This is a genomic window from Streptosporangium jomthongense (genome assembly GCF_042650425.1).
GTDB lineage: Bacteria > Actinomycetota > Actinomycetes > Streptosporangiales > Streptosporangiaceae > Streptosporangium.
Genome location: NZ_JBHSBC010000001.1, coordinates 47,002 through 64,560, shown reverse-complemented (window position 1 = coordinate 64,560; position 17,559 = coordinate 47,002). Strand labels below are relative to the sequence as shown.

General features: G+C 69.7%; 13 protein-coding genes. 9 read left to right on the top strand and 4 right to left on the bottom strand.

Features of this window, described 5'->3' with window-relative positions:
- Positions 1 to 14 precede the first annotated feature (14 nt).
- The 7 genes from cobA (at position 15) to ACFOYY_RS00285 (ending at position 11,229) form a co-directional block, all read left to right on the top strand.
- Positions 15 to 1,247, top strand: a complete 1,233-nt coding sequence (cobA, locus tag ACFOYY_RS00315) for a uroporphyrinogen-III C-methyltransferase (protein WP_352010670.1) — start codon at positions 15 to 17, stop codon at positions 1,245 to 1,247.
- Complete coding sequence (locus ACFOYY_RS00310) at positions 1,244 to 4,294, top strand: GTPase (protein ID WP_386186704.1); 3,051 nt, start codon at positions 1,244 to 1,246, stop codon at positions 4,292 to 4,294. The genes cobA and ACFOYY_RS00310 overlap by 4 nt, the downstream gene beginning before the upstream one ends.
- Positions 4,291 to 5,931 (top strand): YfjP family GTPase, encoded by a 1,641-nt coding sequence (locus ACFOYY_RS00305; protein WP_352010672.1) that lies wholly within the window; start codon positions 4,291 to 4,293, stop codon positions 5,929 to 5,931. Before ACFOYY_RS00310 ends, ACFOYY_RS00305 begins: the two co-directional genes overlap by 4 nt.
- 275 nt (positions 5,932 to 6,206) lie before the next feature.
- Complete coding sequence (locus tag ACFOYY_RS00300) at positions 6,207 to 6,968, top strand: single-stranded DNA-binding protein (RefSeq protein ID WP_386186702.1); 762 nt, start codon at positions 6,207 to 6,209, stop codon at positions 6,966 to 6,968.
- Between the two features lie 1,000 nt (positions 6,969 to 7,968).
- Positions 7,969 to 9,024 (top strand): GGDEF domain-containing protein, encoded by a 1,056-nt coding sequence (locus tag ACFOYY_RS00295; RefSeq protein WP_352010674.1) that lies wholly within the window; start codon positions 7,969 to 7,971, stop codon positions 9,022 to 9,024.
- A gap of 26 nt (positions 9,025 to 9,050) precedes the next feature.
- Positions 9,051 to 10,715, top strand: a complete 1,665-nt coding sequence (gene ettA, locus ACFOYY_RS00290; RefSeq protein ID WP_352010675.1) for an energy-dependent translational throttle protein EttA — start codon at positions 9,051 to 9,053, stop codon at positions 10,713 to 10,715.
- A gap of 97 nt (positions 10,716 to 10,812) precedes the next feature.
- Positions 10,813 to 11,229, top strand: coding sequence for an acyl-CoA thioesterase (locus ACFOYY_RS00285; protein WP_352010676.1), 417 nt, complete (start codon positions 10,813 to 10,815; stop codon positions 11,227 to 11,229).
- Positions 11,230 to 11,291: 62 nt separating this feature from the next.
- Here ACFOYY_RS00285 and ACFOYY_RS00280 read toward each other — a convergent pair whose 3' ends face one another.
- The 4 genes from ACFOYY_RS00280 to ACFOYY_RS00265 form a co-directional block, all read right to left on the bottom strand.
- Positions 11,292 to 12,821 carry a glycoside hydrolase family 13 protein gene (locus ACFOYY_RS00280; protein ID WP_386187644.1) on the bottom strand — a complete coding sequence of 510 codons (1,530 nt, stop codon included), beginning with the start codon at positions 12,819 to 12,821 and terminating at the stop codon, positions 11,292 to 11,294.
- 29 nt (positions 12,822 to 12,850) lie between these two features.
- Positions 12,851 to 13,249: a globin gene (locus tag ACFOYY_RS00275; RefSeq protein ID WP_362773388.1), complete on the bottom strand. Its 399-nt coding sequence runs from the start codon at positions 13,247 to 13,249 to the stop codon at positions 12,851 to 12,853.
- A 10-nt stretch (positions 13,250 to 13,259) separates the two neighbouring features.
- On the bottom strand, positions 13,260 to 14,303 hold the full coding sequence (locus ACFOYY_RS00270) for a mechanosensitive ion channel family protein (RefSeq protein ID WP_352010678.1): 1,044 nt from the start codon (positions 14,301 to 14,303) through the stop codon (positions 13,260 to 13,262).
- 431 nt (positions 14,304 to 14,734) lie between these two features.
- Complete coding sequence (locus tag ACFOYY_RS00265) at positions 14,735 to 14,911, bottom strand: hypothetical protein (RefSeq protein WP_352010679.1); 177 nt, start codon at positions 14,909 to 14,911, stop codon at positions 14,735 to 14,737.
- Positions 14,912 to 15,361: 450 nt separating this feature from the next.
- On the opposite strand from ACFOYY_RS00265, the gene ACFOYY_RS00260 reads away from it, so the two are divergent.
- The gene (locus tag ACFOYY_RS00260) at positions 15,362 to 16,924 is read left to right on the top strand and encodes an XRE family transcriptional regulator (protein ID WP_362773383.1); all 1,563 of its coding nucleotides are present in this window, start codon (positions 15,362 to 15,364) and stop codon (positions 16,922 to 16,924) included.
- Complete coding sequence (locus tag ACFOYY_RS00255; RefSeq protein WP_352010681.1) at positions 16,921 to 17,412, top strand: GNAT family N-acetyltransferase; 492 nt, start codon at positions 16,921 to 16,923, stop codon at positions 17,410 to 17,412. Before ACFOYY_RS00260 ends, ACFOYY_RS00255 begins: the two co-directional genes overlap by 4 nt.
- Positions 17,413 to 17,559: the final 147 nt, after the last annotated feature.

Below are 17,559 nucleotides of genomic sequence, written 5' to 3'. Positions count from 1 at the left end.
GGAGATCTGTCACCATGTCGCCCTACCTGCTCGGTTTGCACCTCTCCGGGCGGCGGGTGCTCGTCGTCGGCGGGGGGCGTGTCGCCCAGCGACGTGTCCCGGCGCTGCTTGAGGCAGGTGCCCAGGTCACCATCGTCTCGACGAGCGTCACGCACGCTCTCGACGACCTCATCGCCTCCGGCCAGGTGACCTGGGAGGCCAGGCCGTACCGGGTGGGCGACGTGGACGGGGCCTGGCTGGTCCAGGCCTGCACCGACGACCGCGCGGTCAACACCGCGGTCGCCGCGGAGGCCGAGGCCAAGCGTGTCTGGTGCGTCCGCGCCGACGACAAGGACGCCTCAGCCGCCTGGACCCCGGCGAGCGGGCGGGTGGCCGAGGTCAACGTGGCGATCACCGCAGGAGGAGACCCCCGCAGGGCGGCCGGTATCAGGGACGCCGTCGTCGAGGCGCTTCGCGACGGCACGGTCGACGCCCGGCGCAACCGGACGAAGCCGGTCGGGGTCGCGCTGGTCGGCGGCGGACCGGGGGACCCCGGCCTGATCACGGTCCGCGGGCGGCAGCTGCTGGCCCAGGCGGACGTGGTCGTCGCCGACAGGCTCGCGCCACGGGCCCTGCTCGACGAACTCTCCCCCGACGTCGAGCTGATCGACGCGGCGAAGATCCCCTACGGCCGTTTCCTGGCCCAGGAGAAGATCAACGAGCTGCTGGTCGAGCACGCCAAGCAGGGCAGGTTCGTGGTCAGGCTCAAGGGAGGCGACCCGTTCGTCTTCGGCCGTGGCGGCGAGGAGATGCTCGCCTGCGCCCGCGAGGGCATCCCCGTCATCGTCGTTCCCGGCATCACCAGCCCGGTCGCGGTGCCCGCGGCGGCCAACGTGCCGGTGACCCATCGCGGCGTCAGCCAGGAGTTCCATGTGATCTCCGTGCACGTTCCGCCGGGTGACGCCCGCTCGACCGTCGACTGGCCCAACCTGGCGAGATCCTCGGGGACCCTGGTGCTCATGATGGCGGTCGAACGCATCGGAGCGATCGCCGAGACGCTCGTGCAAGAAGGACGTTCGCCGGAAACTCCCGTAATGGTGGTACAGGACGGTACTCTTCCCACCCAGCGCGCTCTTCAGGCCACTCTGGCCACAGTGGCCGAGCGTGTGGCCGAGGCTGGGATACGGCCACCCGCGATCGTGATCGTTGGCGATGTCGTGAAGGTCGGCCAGGAGGTCGAGATGGTTCGAGCGGAGCGGATACCGTGAAATCGGCTGCCAACAGGCCCACGCCTCAGGGCGAGCGTGACCGCCGCGGCGCCGAGGCTCCCCAGGGTTCCTCAGACGATGTCGCCGGAGACGAGGAGTCTCCCGGCGAGCGGACGATGACGTTCCCGGCCATCAGGCCCGACGAGCCCCCGCAGGCCCCCGGTGACGCCTTCGAGGACTTCCGGCGTACGGCGCAGGCCGCCATCTCGTCGGTGAACAAGGTGGTCGAGGCCGTCCAGGCGAAGGGCGACGCGCCCGCCGCCAAGGCTCCCAAGGGCGCTCAGGGTTCCGGCGCCACGGGCACTCCGGCACCGAAGAACCCCGCGCCACCGAAGAGCCCCGCGCCCAGAAGCCAGCCCTCCTCGGGCCGGGCCGCCCCCCTCAGGCGCCCGGCGCCCCCGGTCCCCCCGGCTCCTGAGGCCCCCGCCACTCCCGCCGCTCCTGGTGGAGACGGTGGAGCGGGGTCCATCTTCCGCTCGGGAAGCGGTCGCGGCCGGGGCAACTTCCAGGCCAGGAGAGGCACCACCTCACCCGCGCGGGACGGGCTCGCCGCACCGCAGACGGGCGCCCCGGGCCCCGGTACGGCACGGCCGGCGGGTGAGGCCCCCCAGGGTCCCGCGGCGAGGAGCGGCGCCCCCCAGAGCGACACGGCCCAGGGCGGCACGTTCCAGGACGGCGCTTCCCAGAGCAGGACTTCCCAGGACGGCGCTTCTCGGAGCGGTGCCTCCCAGGGTGGCGTTTCCCGGAGCAGCGTTTCCCAGAGCGGCGCGACGATGCCGGTCGACGACGCCTTCGAGGCCTTCCGGCGCGCCGCCGAGGCCGCCATCTCCTCGGTGAACGAGGTGGTCGCCAAGGCCACGGCCGCGACGGCGGACTCCTCGGCGCCCGTCGGGGCGGACTCCCGATCAGCGAGCGAGCCCCCCGCCGCCGAAGCCCCCGTGGCCAAGCCCGCCACCATCGAACCCCCCGTCGTCGAGACCTCCGAGGAGACCTCCGGGGGTCCGGCCGAGGACTCTCCCGAGGAGGGCGCCGAGGCCACCTCCGGAGAAACGGCCGAGAACACGCCCGAAGAGGCCCCGGAGAACACCCCCGAGGGCCATGACCGGGACGAGGAGACCTCCACCGCCGAGGACATCCCCGAGGAGGTCGCCGACGGCGAGAGCCGTACCGGTGAGGAGAACGATCCCGAGGACGACGAGGCGGCCGCGCTGATCGCGGCCGAGCGCGCGAAGCTCCTCGTCATCGAGGAGGAGGTCGGGGAAGAGGCCGGGGAGGAGACCGAAGCCCGGGGCGACGAACCGGAGGAGCCCGACGAAATCCCCGAGAGCGGACACGAGGACGGGGACGACCGGGTCCGGGAACTTCCGTTGCCGGAGGCCGTCTCCGAGGCCCTGACCAACGCGCTCGCCGCCCTGCGCAACACCGTCACCGACCTGCACTTCGGCCTGGAACTCCCCGGCGCGGAGGAGGCCAGGCGGGCCCAGAGCGAGATCCTGGCCCAGCTCGACGACTACGTGATCCCCAGGGTGCACATGAGCACCGCCCCGGCGCTCGTCGTCATCGCGGGCTCGACCGGGGCGGGCAAGTCCACGCTGCTCAACACCCTGGCCAACGCCAAGGTCAGCGCGACGGGCGTCCGGCGCCCGACCACCGGGACCCCCGTCCTCGCCTGCCATCCGGACGACCGCGAGTGGTTCGCGGGCAGCGACCTGCTCGGCAGTCTGCGGCGGCTCGACGCCCCCGAGGCCACGGCGGAACCGGGCGGCCTCGTCCTCGTCTCGACCGAACGCCTCCCCACGGGCGTCGCCCTGCTCGACACGCCCGACATCGACTCGGTCGTCGAGGAACACCACGAGATCGCCCACCGCATGCTCGACGCGGCCGACCTGTGGATCTTCGTGACCACCGCCGCCCGTTACGCCGACGCCCCCGCGTGGCGGCTGCTGCGCCTGGCCAAGGAGCGTGGTGCCAGGCTGGCCATCGTGCTGTCCCGGGTGCCGGTCAAGTCCCGCGAGGTGGTCACCAAGCACTTCGTCAGGATGCTCACCGAATACGGCCTCGGCGAGGTCGAGCGGTTCGTCGTCGACGAGAGCAGGGTCACCGACGGCATGCTGCCCGACCACGAGGTCACCGACCTGCGGCTGTGGCTGACCGAGCTGTCCGTCGACGACCAGCGCCGGGCCCAGGCCATCAGGACGACCCTGTCGGGGGCGCTCGACAGCTTCCGCATCCGCATCCCCGCGCTGGCCAGGCAACTTGAGGCCCAGGTCGCCTTCAGGAACGAACTGCGCGGCGACGTGGAGGCCGCCTACTCCGGCGCGCTGGCCGAGATCGAGGAGACCACCGGGAACGGCACGCTGCTGCGCGGTGAGGTGCTCGCCCGCTGGCAGGACTTCGCCGGGTCCGGAGACCTCATGCGGACCCTGCACCTGCGCAGGCCCGGCAGGTTCGCGGGCAAGGCGAGCCAGCAGGCGCCCGAACGGCTCAGCGCGCTGAAGTCCGCGCTCAGGGCCGGCCTTGAGTCCGTCGTCGTCTCGGCGGCGCAGCGGGCCGCGGAGGAGGCGGTCACCCGCTGGCTGAGCCGTTCGGGGGCCGGGGAGTCGCTGGCCGCGACCGCCGGGCTCGGCGACGTCTCCGACGACTTCTCCCGCAGGGCGGGCAAGGCCGTGAGCGGCTGGCAGGACCACATCATCGAGCTGATCCGCACCGAGGGGGTGACCAAGCGGGCGGTGGCCAAGCTCGTCTCCTTCGACGTCGAGTCGCTGGCGGTGATCTTCGTGATCGGCCTGCTCGGGTACGGCTCCGCGGAGGCGGAAGGCGCGGGCACCGGCGGGCTGCCGCAGCGGCTGGTGCACGCCCTCCTGGGAGCCGAGTCACTGCGGACCATCGGGGCCAAGGCCCGTAGCGACCTGCGCGCCCGGATCGCCACGCTGTTCGACGACGAGACCTCACGCTACTTCCAGGTCCTCGACGGCGCGGGCGTTCCCGACGAGTCCATCGCCACCCGCCTCTACCAGGCAACGTACAACCTTGAGGTCGCCCGATGAGTGTTGGCACCACCCAGACGCGTCAGGGGCTCGGCGGCCGTCTCGCCGCGCTGTCCCGGATCGTGGAACTGGGGCCGGGCAGGGTCGATCCCAAGCTCCTCACCGACTCGGGGCAGTTGCTCCTGCGCGCCGGTGACAGGCTCAAGCTGTCCTCGGAGCACACGGTGGTCGCGCTCGCCGGAGGAACGGGAAGCGGCAAGTCCACGCTGTTCAACGCCGTCTCGGGCCTGGAGCTCTCCCCGACCGGTGTCCGCCGCCCGACCACGGCCCGCGCCCACGCCTGCGTCTGGGGCCTGGACGGCGCGGGACCGCTGCTGGACTGGCTGCAGATCCAGTGGCGTCACCGATTCGCCAGGGCCAGTGCCCTGGACAAGGGGGAGGGCAGGCTGCACGGCCTGATCCTGCTCGACCTCCCCGACCACGACTCCATCCGCGCGCTCACCGACACCGAGGCCGACCGGCTGATCCAGGTCGCCGACCTCGTCGTCTGGGTGCTCGACCCGCAGAAGTACGCCGACGCCTCGACCCACAGGCGCTACGTGACCGAACTGGCGGGCCACGACGCGGTGACGGTCTTCGTGCTCAACCAGATCGACCGGCTCTCCGCCGAGGAACTGGCCGAGTGCGTCGCCGACCTGAACGACCTGCTGCGCCGCGAGGGAGTCGACGCCCCCGTCATCGTCCCCACCTCCGCGACCAGGGGGGAGGGGGTCGACGAGCTCAAGGCCGTCCTCGCCGAGACGGTGACCAGGCGCGGGGCCGCGGTCCAGCGACTGGAGGCCGACCTCGACCGGATCACGCTCCGCCTGCTGAAGGCCATGCCCGCCGAGGGTGTCCCCGTGCCCGCCTCCTCCGTGGACGACGCCCGCAGGATCGGCCTCACCGACTCCCTCTGCGACGCGGTCGGCGTGCCGGCCGTCGGAGAGGCCATGGAGAACGTGTACGGCGTGCGCTCGGCGGAGTGGGTCGGCTGGCCGTACACCCGCTGGGCGGCCAGGCTCAGGCCCGACCCGCTGAACAGCCTGCGCCTGAACGACCTCAAGGACGAGATCAGGGGAGAGGCGGCCGGGGCGGTCAGCGCGCAGGCCGCCGAGGTCGACAACGCGGTGCGCGCCCTGTCCGACGGGCTCACCGCGGGGATGCACGAGGCCTGGCAGAGCGGCGTCAGGGAGGCCGCGCGCTCGCACTCGGCCGAGCTGCCGCGGCTGCTGTCCGCGGAGCTGTCCGAGATCGCGCCCCGCCTCGACCGGGTCCCCGTCTGGTGGCGGCTGCTGCTGGTCTGGCAGTACTTCCTGGTCCTGCTCTTCCTCGCCGGGATCGCCTGGCTGGGTACGGCCCTGGCCTACGGCGTGTTCGAGGCGGGCACGCTTCCGCCGGGCCTTGAGGTGTTCGGCGAGACGGCCTCCATGCCCTGGGTGGGGCTGATGATCGTCTCCGTCCTCGGGCTCGGCCTGCTCACCGCCGTGGCCAGCCGTAACTTCGTCATGCTCGGGGCGGGCAACGAACGTGACAGGCTGGAGCGGGAGATGCGACGCAGGGTCGGGGCGGTGGCCTCGACCACGGTGATCGAACCGGTCGAGCGGGAACTGGCCAGATACAACGAGTTCTACTCCGCGCTGCGGGGCGTGCGGGGCTGACCCATCAGGTCGGCGGTGCCGTTCCTCGGTAAGGAACATCCTTCGGAGCGCGGGTCTGCCGGGCCGGGCGACCCGCGGCACGAGGCCGCCCATCGGTGGCGGACGAGGAGCTCGGGGTTTCCGATTTCCGGTGGATTATCCGGAAGGTTTTCCACAGCCCCGTCCCGGCGCCTGAGTTTTCCACAGAACGCCGTTCGGCCCGCCGGGTTCCGGTCCGCGCGGGCCACTGTGTCTTTCACACGCCGGGCACCTGGCCCGTTCTCCTGGGAGGCACGATGAACGACATCCACATCACGTTGACCGGCAACGTCGCGGCTGCGCCCCGCCAGCACACCTTCCCGGACGGCTCGCGGGTCACCTCGCTCAGGGTCGCCTCGACAAGCCGTTACTTCGATCGGGAAAGCCAGCAGTGGTGCAACGGCGAGACGACGTATTTCGGCATCCGTTGTTTCCGCGGGCTGGCCGACAACGTCGCCCAGTCGATCCGGGCCGGCCAGCCGGTCGTCGTCCAGGGGCGCCTGCGGATCCGCGAGTTCACCCACGAGGGTGAGCGCCGCTTCCTGCCCGAGGTCGAGGCCAGCTCACTGGGGCACGACCTGCGCTGGGGCCTGGGCAGCTTCAGCAAACCCCAGCGGGGCGGGGCGGCCCCGGTGCTGGGCAGGCAGGAGCGGCACGAGCTCGACAGGGAGACCCACGACTGGGCCATGGGCGGAGGCGCCGCATCCCTCGCCCCCGATCCCCACCCCGCTCTCGCGGACGGTTCCGGCTCCCTGTCCCTGGTGAGAGGCGGTGCCGACGAGGACGAGGCGCCCGGAGACTCCACGGGTTCCGGCGCCTCGGGGGAGTCCGGAGGCTCACCCGGGGGCTCAGGAGGCGGAACGGTGAGCCGGACCGGCACAAGACGCGGTCGGGCGGTCCGCGACTCCGGGCAGACGAGCCAGGGCCCCGGGCGGGCGACGGGCACGGCGCGTGAGCCGGACGAGGCCGAGTCGGAGGACGAGACGCCCTGGCCCACACAGGCGCATCCGGCGGCCTGAACCGCAGACCCGAGTTCCCCCGCACTCGTGGTCGGCATCCTCACCGGGAGTGAGAGGATGCCGACCCTTCGAAGGACGTCATAAGGGACGCCATAAAGGACGAGGTGCCGGAGCGACCGGCGGAGGTGGTCCCACCGGGTGCCCGGAGCACCGTACGGCCCGGCCTGGCAGATCTCCCGGTGGGCCCGCGGGCCGCCCCGTCGGTTCGCCACGGTCCACCGGCGCACCGCACGAGGGCGCGCCGGACGGACCACACGCCACGGAGGTGGCCCGTCCGGCCGGATGGCGGTCGCCATCGCCGGGTGACGCTCGCGTCGGATGGGTGTGGTCGGCAGCGCGTTGATCAGCGGTGTGCGATCGGCGGTGCGCCCGGTTGGTGGTCTGTGTCGGCGATGCTCAGATCAGCGGAGCACCGCGAAAGGAGGGGTCCAACCGGCTGGGGGACCGGGACATCCCGGGTTCCCACGTCGAACACGAAGCTTGCGCGGTGTTTTCGCGGGACGGGGTGGAACGTCGCGAGATGCCGCCTGAAGCGGCCGCGGGAGGTGAGAGATCTAGCGGGCAGGGCCTATGTCCAGGTCACACCTCGCAGCATGGGCTGCTCCTTTCCTCCATGGACCGTTCTTCGGCTGAGCTCGGTCCCCAACGGTGAGCCACCTGACAAGTGGAGCCACTCCGCCAAGGTAGCGGTTCCCATCGCGCGGCGCACACTCCGCAACTATCGTGTTACACATCGTTAGTCGGAGAAGGGGACGACATGGCGGCTCCCAGTCACACCTCGGTCAAATCGCGCGACACTGTGACGACTCTGGCCGATCGGTGGCCCATCCTTGGGCAGCGCCGTCCACTGGTTGTCTATCTTTGCGGCATCGTGGTGCTGGATTTCACGGCAATCGGGTTTTTCGCCGCATCTGCTGACTTCCACTGGCACGATCTACTCACCTTCGTCGCGTTGATGGCCTGCGGTGCCGTCTGTATCGAGGCGACCCGAAGGCTCGGTATGCCCGCGGGTGTCTCCCGTGACCTGTTGTCGGCCTGGTGGCTGCCCGCGGCCCTGCTGTTGCCGCCGGTCTACGCTCTTCTGGCGCCCATTCCGCTGCAGATCCTGCTGCAGAAGCGGGTGCGCGAGACGGTGGTCTACCGGAGGGTCTTCAGCTCCGCCGCCATCAGCCTGGCCGGGGGAGCCGCCTCGGTGCTGTTCCACAGCGTGGTCGGTGAGCTGGACATCCCGACCCAGGGGACGGGCGGGCCGATCCTCGTCGCCATCGGCTGCGCCGTCCTGTTCACGGTCCTGAACACCGCGCTGATCGCCATCGCGGCCCACACCGCCGTCCCTGACACCCGCTGGCGGGAGGTGCTGTGGGACCGCGAGAGCCTGATGCTCGACGTGGTCGAGCTCTGCCTGGGGGTCCTCGTCGCCATCGCGTGCGGGGTGAACCTCGCCCTGCTGGCGCTGGCGCTGCCGCCGGTCGTGCTGCTCCAGCGCAGCCTGCTGCACGCCCAGCTCCAGGCCGCGGCCCGCACCGATCCCAAGACCGGACTGCTCAACGCCGCCGCCTGGCAGCGGGAGGCCGACACCGAGATCGTCAGGGCGCGCCGTACCGGTGAGACGCTCGCCCTGCTGATCGTCGACATCGACCACTTCAAGAGGGTCAACGACACCTACGGGCACCTGATCGGCGACCAGGTGCTGATCGGGGTCGCGGCGACCATCCGCAGCCAGCTGCGTGACTACGACGTGGTCGGACGCTTCGGGGGCGAGGAGTTCGTCGTCCTGCTGCCCAGGGCCGACGTGACCGAGGCCCGCCGGGTCGCGGAACGGCTGCGCTCCCGCATCGGCCGCATGGCCGTACCCGCGGACGAGAACATGGTCACCGTCACGATCTCCGCGGGCGTCGCGATCATGAGCATGCACGGAGACGACCTGATCGAGTTGCTCGCCGCGGCGGACCTGGCCCTCTACCGTGCCAAGGAGCTCGGACGAGACCGGATCTGCCTGCCCGCGACGCCCGTCCCCCCGGCGAGGCGGCCGGGGCCGGAGGCCGCCCCTAGCTGAGTCCGTCAGGCTCTAAGCTAGGGGACATGCCGGAGTACATCTACACACTGCAGCGCGTGCGCAAGGCGCATGGTGACAAGGTCGTCCTCGACGACGTGACGCTGTCGTTCCTGCCGGGTGCGAAGATCGGCGTTCTCGGGCCGAACGGCACCGGGAAGTCGACGCTGCTGAGGATGATGGCAGGCCTGGAGCAGCCGTCCAACGGCGATGCCCGGCTCATGCCCGGCTTCACCGTCGGCATGCTCCAGCAGGAGCCCCCCCTCAACGAGTCCAAGACCGTGCTCGGCAACGTCGAGGAGGGCGTCGCCGAGACCAAGGCCATGCTCGACCGGTTCAACGAGATCGCCGAGCTGATGGCGACCGACTACAGCGACGAGCTGCTTGAGGAGATGGGCAAGCTTCAGGACGCCCTCGACCACCGCAACGGGTGGGACCTCGACAGCCAGCTTGAGCAGGCGATGGACGCCCTGCGCTGCCCGCCGCCCGACGCCGACGTCACCCTGCTGTCCGGTGGCGAGCGGCGCCGGGTCGCCCTGTGCAAGCTGCTGCTGGAGCAGCCCGACCTCCTGCTGCTCGACGAGCCGACCAACCACCTCGACGCCGAGAGTGTCCAGTGGCTTGAGGCGCACCTGGAGAAGTATCCCGGGACCGTGCTGGCCGTCACCCACGACCGCTACTTCCTGGACAACGTGGCCAACTGGATCCTGGAGCTCGACCGGGGCCGCTGCCACCCCTACGAGGGCAACTACTCCACCTACCTGGAGGCCAAGGCCGCCCGCCTCAAGCTTGAGGGGCAGAAGGACGCCAAGCGCAAGAAGCGCCTGGAGGAGGAGCTGGAGTGGGTCCGCTCCAACGCCAGGGCCCGCCAGACCAAGAGCCGCGCGCGTCTGCAGCGCTACGAGGAGATGGCCGCCGAGGCCGACAAGTACCGCAAGCTGGACTTCGAGGAGATCCAGATTCCGCCGGGTCCCCGCCTGGGCACCACGGTCATCCGGGCCGAGAACCTCACCAAGGGTTTCGAGGACCGGGTGCTCATGGACAACCTGTCGTTCGACCTGCCGCGTAACGGCATCGTGGGCATCATCGGTCCGAACGGCGTCGGCAAGACCACGCTGTTCCGGATGATCACCGGTGGCGAGACGCCCGACGCCGGAAAGATCATCGTTGGCGACACCGTCAAGATCTCCTACGCCGACCAGAGCCGGGGTGGCATCGACCCGGCCAAGAACGTCTGGGAGGTCGTCTCCGACGGGCTCGACTACATCAAGGTCGGCCAGGTCGAGATGCCCTCGCGGGCCTACATCGCCGCGTTCGGGTTCAAGGGGCCGGACCAGCAGAAGAAGGCGGGCGTGCTGTCCGGAGGCGAGCGCAACCGGCTCAACCTCGCGCTGACCCTCAAGCAGGGCGGCAACGTGCTGCTGCTGGACGAGCCGACCAACGACCTCGACACCGAGACGCTCTCCAGCCTGGAGAACGCCCTGCTGGAGTTCCCCGGCTGCGCGGTCATCACCTCGCACGACCGGTGGTTCCTCGACCGCATCGCCACCCACATCCTCGCGTGGGAGGAGGGCTCGAACTGGTTCTGGTTCGAGGGCAACTTCGCCGACTACGAGAAGAACAAGATCGAGCGGCTCGGGATCGACGCGGCCCGCCCGCACCGGGTCACCTACCGCAAGCTCACCCGGGACTGATGTCCTCCTCCGAGCTCCCGGCGCGCCCCCGCCGTGCGCCGGGAGCCGGGGAATCGCTACCTTCTTGCTTGTGCTTGAACAGAGCTTGGCAGAGACCGTGAGCGATTCCCGCAGGCATGTGTTCCTCAGGGCGGTCAGGTTCGCCGACATCGACTCCCAGGGCCACGTCAACAACGTCAGGTTCCTCGACTATCTCGAGGACGCGCGCCTGGAGATGTTCCACCTCGACCTGCACCGTGAGGGCGGGGAGATCTTCAGCGGCCTGGTGGTGGCCAGGCATGAGATCGACTACCGGCGTCCTCTCACCTTCCGCGCGGACCCGGTCAGGGTCGAGTCCTGGGTGACCGAGATCAAACCGGTGAAGTTCGTCCTCAACTACGAGATCGTCGACGATGAGACGCTCTTCGTCCGGGCCAGGTCGGTGCTCGTCGCCTACGACGTGGAGAAGGCCAGGCCGCGCAGGCTGGAGCAGCACGAGCTCGACTACCTGGAGCGCTTCCTCATAGCCGGCTGAGCCGTCGCCGGAAACGGCCGGCGCGCCCGCCGTACGACGGGCGCGGGGACCGGAGGCGATCGTCAGGGAGTGTGGAGCCAGGCCGCGGTGTCCGGGGGCAGCAGGTGACCCTCGACCGGGGCGCTGCCGATCACGACGTGGTCGTGCGGCGGCAGCGGTACCGCCTCGACCCCGCAGTTGACGACACACGTCAGCGCACCCCGGCGGAAGAACAACGCGTCCTCCTCGCTCTCCAGCCAGGTGAGGCCGTCGGGCAGCGCGCCGCGCAGTCCCCGGCGGGCGCGCAGGGCCTGCCGGTAGAAGCTCAGGGTCGATCCCGGATCGTCCGCCTGCCGTTCGGCGCTCAGCGCCGTCCACTCGACCGGCTGGGGCAGCCAGGGCGCGGTGCCCTCGGGCGCGAAGCCGTACGGCTGCTCCTGTCCGGACCAGGGGAGGGGCACCCGGCAGCCGTCCCGTCCGGGCAGAGTCCCACCGGAACGGGCGAAGATGGGGTCCTGACGGGCCTCGGCGGGCAGGTCCCGGACCTCGGGAAGGCCGAGTTCCTCGCCCTGGTAGAGGTAGGCCGAGCCGGGCAGGGCGAGCATGGCCAGCAGCGCCGCCCGCGCCCGGGCCAGCCCCGTCGTGGAGTTGGGCAGGCCCTCACCGTACCTCGTGACGTGCCTGACCACGTCGTGGTTGGACAGCACCCAGGTGGGGGCGGTCATGTCGGCGAGAGTGTCGTCGATGACCTTGCGGAAGGCGGTCGCGGACCAGGGAGCCTCAAGCCAGGCGAAGTTGAAGCTCTGGTGCAGTTCGTCGGGCCGGACGTAGCGGGCGAGGTCCTCGGCGGAGTCGGTCCACACCTCGCCGATGGCCATCCGCTCGCCGGGGTAGGAGTCGAGCACCTCACGCCAGCGCCGGTAGATCTCGTGGACCTCGGGCCTGCCCCAGATGGGCGACTCGCCCTTGAACGCCTGATCCGTCGCGGGGGCGTCGGGAAGCCCCTCCGCCTTGTACAGGCCCATCGCCACATCGATCCTGAACCCGTCGACCCCACGGTCCAGCCAGAACCGCAGCACGTCGAGGAACTCCGCGTGCACCCGTGGGTCGCGCCAGTTGAAGTCCGGCTGCTCGGGGGCGAACAGGTGGAGGTACCACTGCCCGTCGGGAGTCCTGGTCCAGGCCGGGCCGCCGAAGGTGGACTGCCAGTTGTTGGGCGGCAGATCCCCGCTGTCGCGGAAGACGTACCGGTCGCGGTTCTCGCCGCGCAGCGCCGCCCTGAACCAGGGGTGCTCGCTGGAACTGTGGTTGGGCACGATGTCCACGATCACCCGCAGGCCGTGCGCGTGGGCGTCGGCGACGAGGGCGTCGAAGTCGGCCAGCGTGCCGAAGAGCGGATCGACGTCACGGTAGTCGGCCACGTCGTAGCCCCCGTCGGCCATGGGGGAGCGGTAGAAGGGCGTCAGCCAGATCGCGTCGACACCGAGATCGGCGAGATACGGCAGGCGCCCCCTGATACCGGGCAGGTCGCCCACGCCGTCTCCCGAGGCGTCGGCGAAGCTGCGTACGTAGATCTCGTAGACGACGGCGTCACGCCACCAGGGGATTTTCATGTGCATGGGCTGCCCCTGCCCGGCGGGGTTTATGCGTCAGGGGCGTTGACCATGCTGTGCGCGGCGTAGACGAGGTAGTCCCACAGGCGCTTCTCCAGCTCCTCGGGCAACTCCAGGGAGATGACCGCGTCGTGCATGTGCTTCAGCCACGCGTCACGCTCGGCGGAGCGGATGACGAACGGGTTGTGCCGCATGCGTAGGCGCGGGTGCCCACGCTGCTGGCTGTAGGTGGTCGGACCGCCCCAGTACTGCATCAGGAAGAGCTGCAGCCGCTCCTCGGCCCCGGCGAGATCGTCCTGGGGGTAGAGCGGCCAGAGCAGGGGGTCTTTGACGACGCCCTCGTAGAAACGGTGGACGAGGAGCCGGAAGGTCTCCTCGCCACCGACGGCGTCGTAGAAGGACTGGGGTTCCTCGGGGTTGGCGGACACGCCCCCAAGCCTAAGCGACGTTCGCTATGGGGATGGAAGCCTGGTCGAGCGCCGACTTGATGCGGATACGCAGCTCCCGCGCGATCTCGCTCTGGTGTGAGGGGATGGTCTTGGCGTTGACCCGGAAGACGACCGCCGTGCCGGAGATCTGCTCGATCCCCCAGACCTGCGGCTCCTCGACGACGACGGAGTCGCGGTAGTCGGGGTCGTTCCAGATCTCCTCGACGACCTTCCTGAGCAGGTCGCGGACCACGGGGATGTCGGCGGTGTAGGCGACCGGCACGTCGACCGTGGCACGGGACCACCCCTGGGACTCGTTGCCGACGCGGGTGATGGTGCCGTTGCGGACGTACCAGACCCGGCCGTCGGCGTCGCGCAGCCTGGTGATGCGCAGGGTGACGGCCTCGACGGTCCCGGACGCGGCACCGGCGTCGATCACGTCGCCGACGCCGTACTGGTCCTCAAGGAGCATGAACATGCCGGCGATGAAGTCCTTGACCAGTTCCTGGGCTCCGAAGCCGATCGCGACGCCCAGGATTCCGACGCTGGTCAGCACGGGGGCGATGGGGACGGAGAGCCGTTCGAGGATGGTCAGGGCGGCGGTGCCCAGGATGATGACCGAGGCGGTCGAGTTGAGCACGGACCCCATGGTCTCGGCCCGTTGCCTGCGCCGCTCGGCCATGATGGCGTCCAGGCCTTCGAGGGGGGCGGGATCCTTGCCCCGTAGCCGTCCCGCCAGGGTCGGCCTGCCGGAGGAGGCCCGCTGCACGATTCCGGTGATCAGGCGGACCGCCACCTTGCGCAGGATCAGCGCGACGGCGGTGATCAGCACGATGGCGATCAGTGTCGCGAGCACGCTCGCGACGAAGGGGGCCCACGCCGGAGGCAGCACGGTCTGCGCGAGTTCGCAGATTATCCCGCCGTCACGTCCGCACGCACCGTTCACTAAGGCCGCTCCCATGTTCGTGAGGTCCTCCAGGCCGGGCAGGCTCGACGGTGACGGTGTGGGGGACGGTGTCACGGTGGGGGTGGGTGAGGGGACGAGCAGGAACACGGAGAAGATCCCTCCCGGATCGGTTCGTCTGGCAAATGGGGGCAAGTCACGTGACCTACCTATATTGCCGAGCGAACCGGCCGTCGTCACATCACGCCGGGGAGGACGGGAACACCGGATCCAGGCCCTGGAGGCTGGTCCGGACAGTCCGGTGACGAACGGCCCGGCGCGGGGCACGCACCCGGAAGCGTGTCCCGTGCCGTTCCGGGAGGAATCCCTCCGATCCCCGTCCGGAGTTTCGTCCGGACGGCGGCTTGTCGTCGTGTCGGCCGCCCCGCGGGGCGCCCACGACAGATTGACCTCGTTCTCGAAGCCGGTGGGGAACCCAGCGTCCCGAGGACGCTCCGCACCGGGCGCCCCACCGGCTCCGCCGCGCCGCGACGGGTACGACGGACCGGATGGCTGCGATCCCATCCGGTTCGCCGCCTAGTTCACTCCCCCACCGCGGCGAGCACTCGGGCGACCTTGGTCGCCGCGCCGGCAGGGTCCTGGGCCGTGTGCATCCGCTCCCCCCAGGACCACCAGTAGTACCAGTCGCGGTGGCTGTGGGCGGTCTGCGCGCGGCAGGTGACGTTCTCCGCCAGGCTGGTCGCGTTCGGGTTGATCACGCGGACGAAGGCGCGGCCCGTATGGGTCCGTACCACCCGGGCGTGAAACCCGCGAGCGTCAAGTTCTGACACCAACCGCTCCAGGTGCCCGAAGCCGTCTTCCCCCACCTCGTTCCTCCTCTTGGATTCAGCCGATTCGTCATCGAACCGTGTTTGGTCGGTTACGCGAATCGACGCTGGTTGGCCAAAGATGACTCACCGAGTCCGATGGGTCAATGCCGGGTTAGCCAAGATCGGGATGCGCATTCTGCCAAGGAGGTTGAAAGAAACAGTCCATCAGAGGACGATCCTTAGCCGGTGGCCTCATTCGCGCGTTCCGGGTGGGGCAACGGTGGTCCATTATTCTCTCTAGGCGCAGTGCGATACCCGAATCACACTGGGTCTACGGGGAGAGGACCGGTCGGGACAAGCGTGCCAACCAGCCCAGCTGGCCGCGAGAGAGGGGCCGGTATGTCCGGCAGGCAGCACAGGGAGACGGAGTTAGCGCGGCGAATCCGCGCCAGGGGCCTCGCAACGGGGCATAACCCGGCCCAGATCGCCGAAGAGATCCACGACAAGTGTGGTCAGCAGTTCGGGACCACCCGCATCAAGGCTCATCGTCTCGCACACGGTGTCGCTCTGGCCGACGTGATCGAACAGATACGGGCGCTGTTCGAGCGCGACGGCAAGGCCGCTCCGGGGATCGGGGAGACGCTTCTGTCCGCCTACGAGAGCGGTCTGAAGCGTCCCGGGCCCGAATACCTCCACTACCTGTGTTCCGCATACCGGGTCGAGCCCCCCTCCCTCGGCTACGAGGGGCCCTGCATCTGTGGCCACGGCCACAGGATGCCGGGTGCCGTCCGGAGTGATCTCCAGGATGGAAGACCCGACACTTCCCCTGGTCCGCGTGAGTCGTTGATCCGGCAGATCGGCGGCGGCCCCTCCGCGGACGGGAGCGAGGAGGACGAGAACGTGTTGCGGAGAACGCTCTTGAGGATTCTGGCGGGCGGCACCGCCGTCGGCCTCGACGGGCAGGTGCTCGGAGCGGTGGAGAACATCCGGCGGAGGATGGACGAGACCCTGGTCTCGGGCACCGTCTCACCCGCGATGCTGGACCAGTGGGAGGAGTCCACCGTCGGCTTCGGCCGCCAGTACATGAACACCCCGCCGTTACGTCTGCTGTGTGACGTTCTGCTGGAGTTCAGCGCCGTGCGCAAGGCCATGGAGCACCGCCAACCGGTCGACCTGCAGGAACGGCTGTGCCGGATGGCGGCCCAGCTCGCCGGCCTCAGCGGCATGATCATGATCAACCTTGGTGACCAGAGAATGGCCCGCTCCTTCTTCAGGACGGGCAGGATCGCCGCGGACGACACCGGTGACCGCGCGCTGCGGGCCTGGGTCATCGCCAGGGAGGCCCTGGTGCCGCTCTACTACGGCGATCCGCGCGAGGCGCTCAACCTCGCCAGGAAGAGCCGCGATCTGGCCGGGCAGACACCGTGCGCGGCCCAGGCCATGGCACCCGTCGTCGAGGCCCGCGCGCTGGCGATGATGTCGAACGCGGGCAAGAAGGACGTGGTCGACCAGGCCAAGCGGGCACTGGCACGGGCCAGAGCGGCCTTCTCCCAGATGGGGGCGGCCGAGCAGGAGGACGCGGCCTTCGGATACACCGAGCGGCAGCTCTACTTCCACCAGGGAGACGCCCTGGTCAAACTGGGGCAGCCCATGGAGGCCGACCTCATCCTGGAACAGGCCCTCACCAAGTACGGCCCCGGCGACTGGCTCGATCCGACGCTCATCAAGTTCGACCGGGCCAAGTGCAAGCTCCTCGAAGGAGACGTCGGTGAGGCGCTGAACATCGCCAAGGCCGCGCTCGCCGGCCTGGGGGAGGGGTTCAAACCCGACATCCTCATGCAGCGGGCCCACGAGGTGGCCAGAGACGTCGAGGGCAAGAATCCGGACAACCCCGAGCTGAAGCTCTATCTGGAGATGCTGCGCGAGGCGGCCCTGCCGGACCCGATCGAGGAGGAGGTGTGAGGATCCGGCGTTATCGCCGGTCCGACCTCGACTCCGTCCGGGCACTGCACCAGGTCTGCCTCGCCCAGGTCGGCCTCTTCCCCGGTGACGGGGTCTACTACGACGACGACCTTCCACGGATCGAGGAGATCTACCTCGCCGACGGGGGAGAGTTCCTGGTCGGAGAGGCCGTCGAGGGGCGAGTCATGGCGATGGGCGCTCTGCGCAGAGTCGATGACGCCTCGGGGGAGATGTGCCGTCTGCGGGTCCACCCCGAGTTCCAGCGGCGCGGGTTCGGCGACCGGATGGTCGCAGAACTGGAAAGCCGCGCGATCGGGCTGGGATACGCCCGGCTTCGCGGGGACACCACACTGAACCAGCCCGCCGCGATCCACCTCTATCGAAAACACGGCTGGCGTGAGATCCGCCGCGAGGGACGCGGTGAGCACACCGTGGTCTACATGGAGAAGGACCCGCTGATTTCTTCCACGGCCGTCTCAACTGAATAACACGGTTTACCGCTTTTAGTTATTATTCGGTGAAATGTCGGGATAATTGCTGTTTACTCCCTCGCGGGGACTTTGTTGAAGCCTGTTCCAGTGGGGCGTCCGTGAAATCCCCCGAGGGTCCGGCGTCGTTTCCCGGTTTCCAAGAAG

Coding starts and splice junctions, on each gene's coding strand:
- ACFOYY_RS00260 (WP_362773383.1), top strand. CDS start 15,362: ATGTCCGGCAGGCAGCACAGGGAGACGGAGTTAGCGCGGCGAATCCGC.
- ACFOYY_RS00300 (WP_386186702.1), top strand. CDS start 6,207: ATGAACGACATCCACATCACGTTGACCGGCAACGTCGCGGCTGCGCCC.
- cobA (WP_352010670.1), top strand. CDS start 15: ATGTCGCCCTACCTGCTCGGTTTGCACCTCTCCGGGCGGCGGGTGCTC.
- ettA (WP_352010675.1), top strand. CDS start 9,051: ATGCCGGAGTACATCTACACACTGCAGCGCGTGCGCAAGGCGCATGGT.
- ACFOYY_RS00295 (WP_352010674.1), top strand. CDS start 7,969: ATGCCCGCGGGTGTCTCCCGTGACCTGTTGTCGGCCTGGTGGCTGCCC.
- ACFOYY_RS00280 (WP_386187644.1), bottom strand. CDS start 12,821: ATGAAAATCCCCTGGTGGCGTGACGCCGTCGTCTACGAGATCTACGTA.
- ACFOYY_RS00305 (WP_352010672.1), top strand. CDS start 4,291: ATGAGTGTTGGCACCACCCAGACGCGTCAGGGGCTCGGCGGCCGTCTC.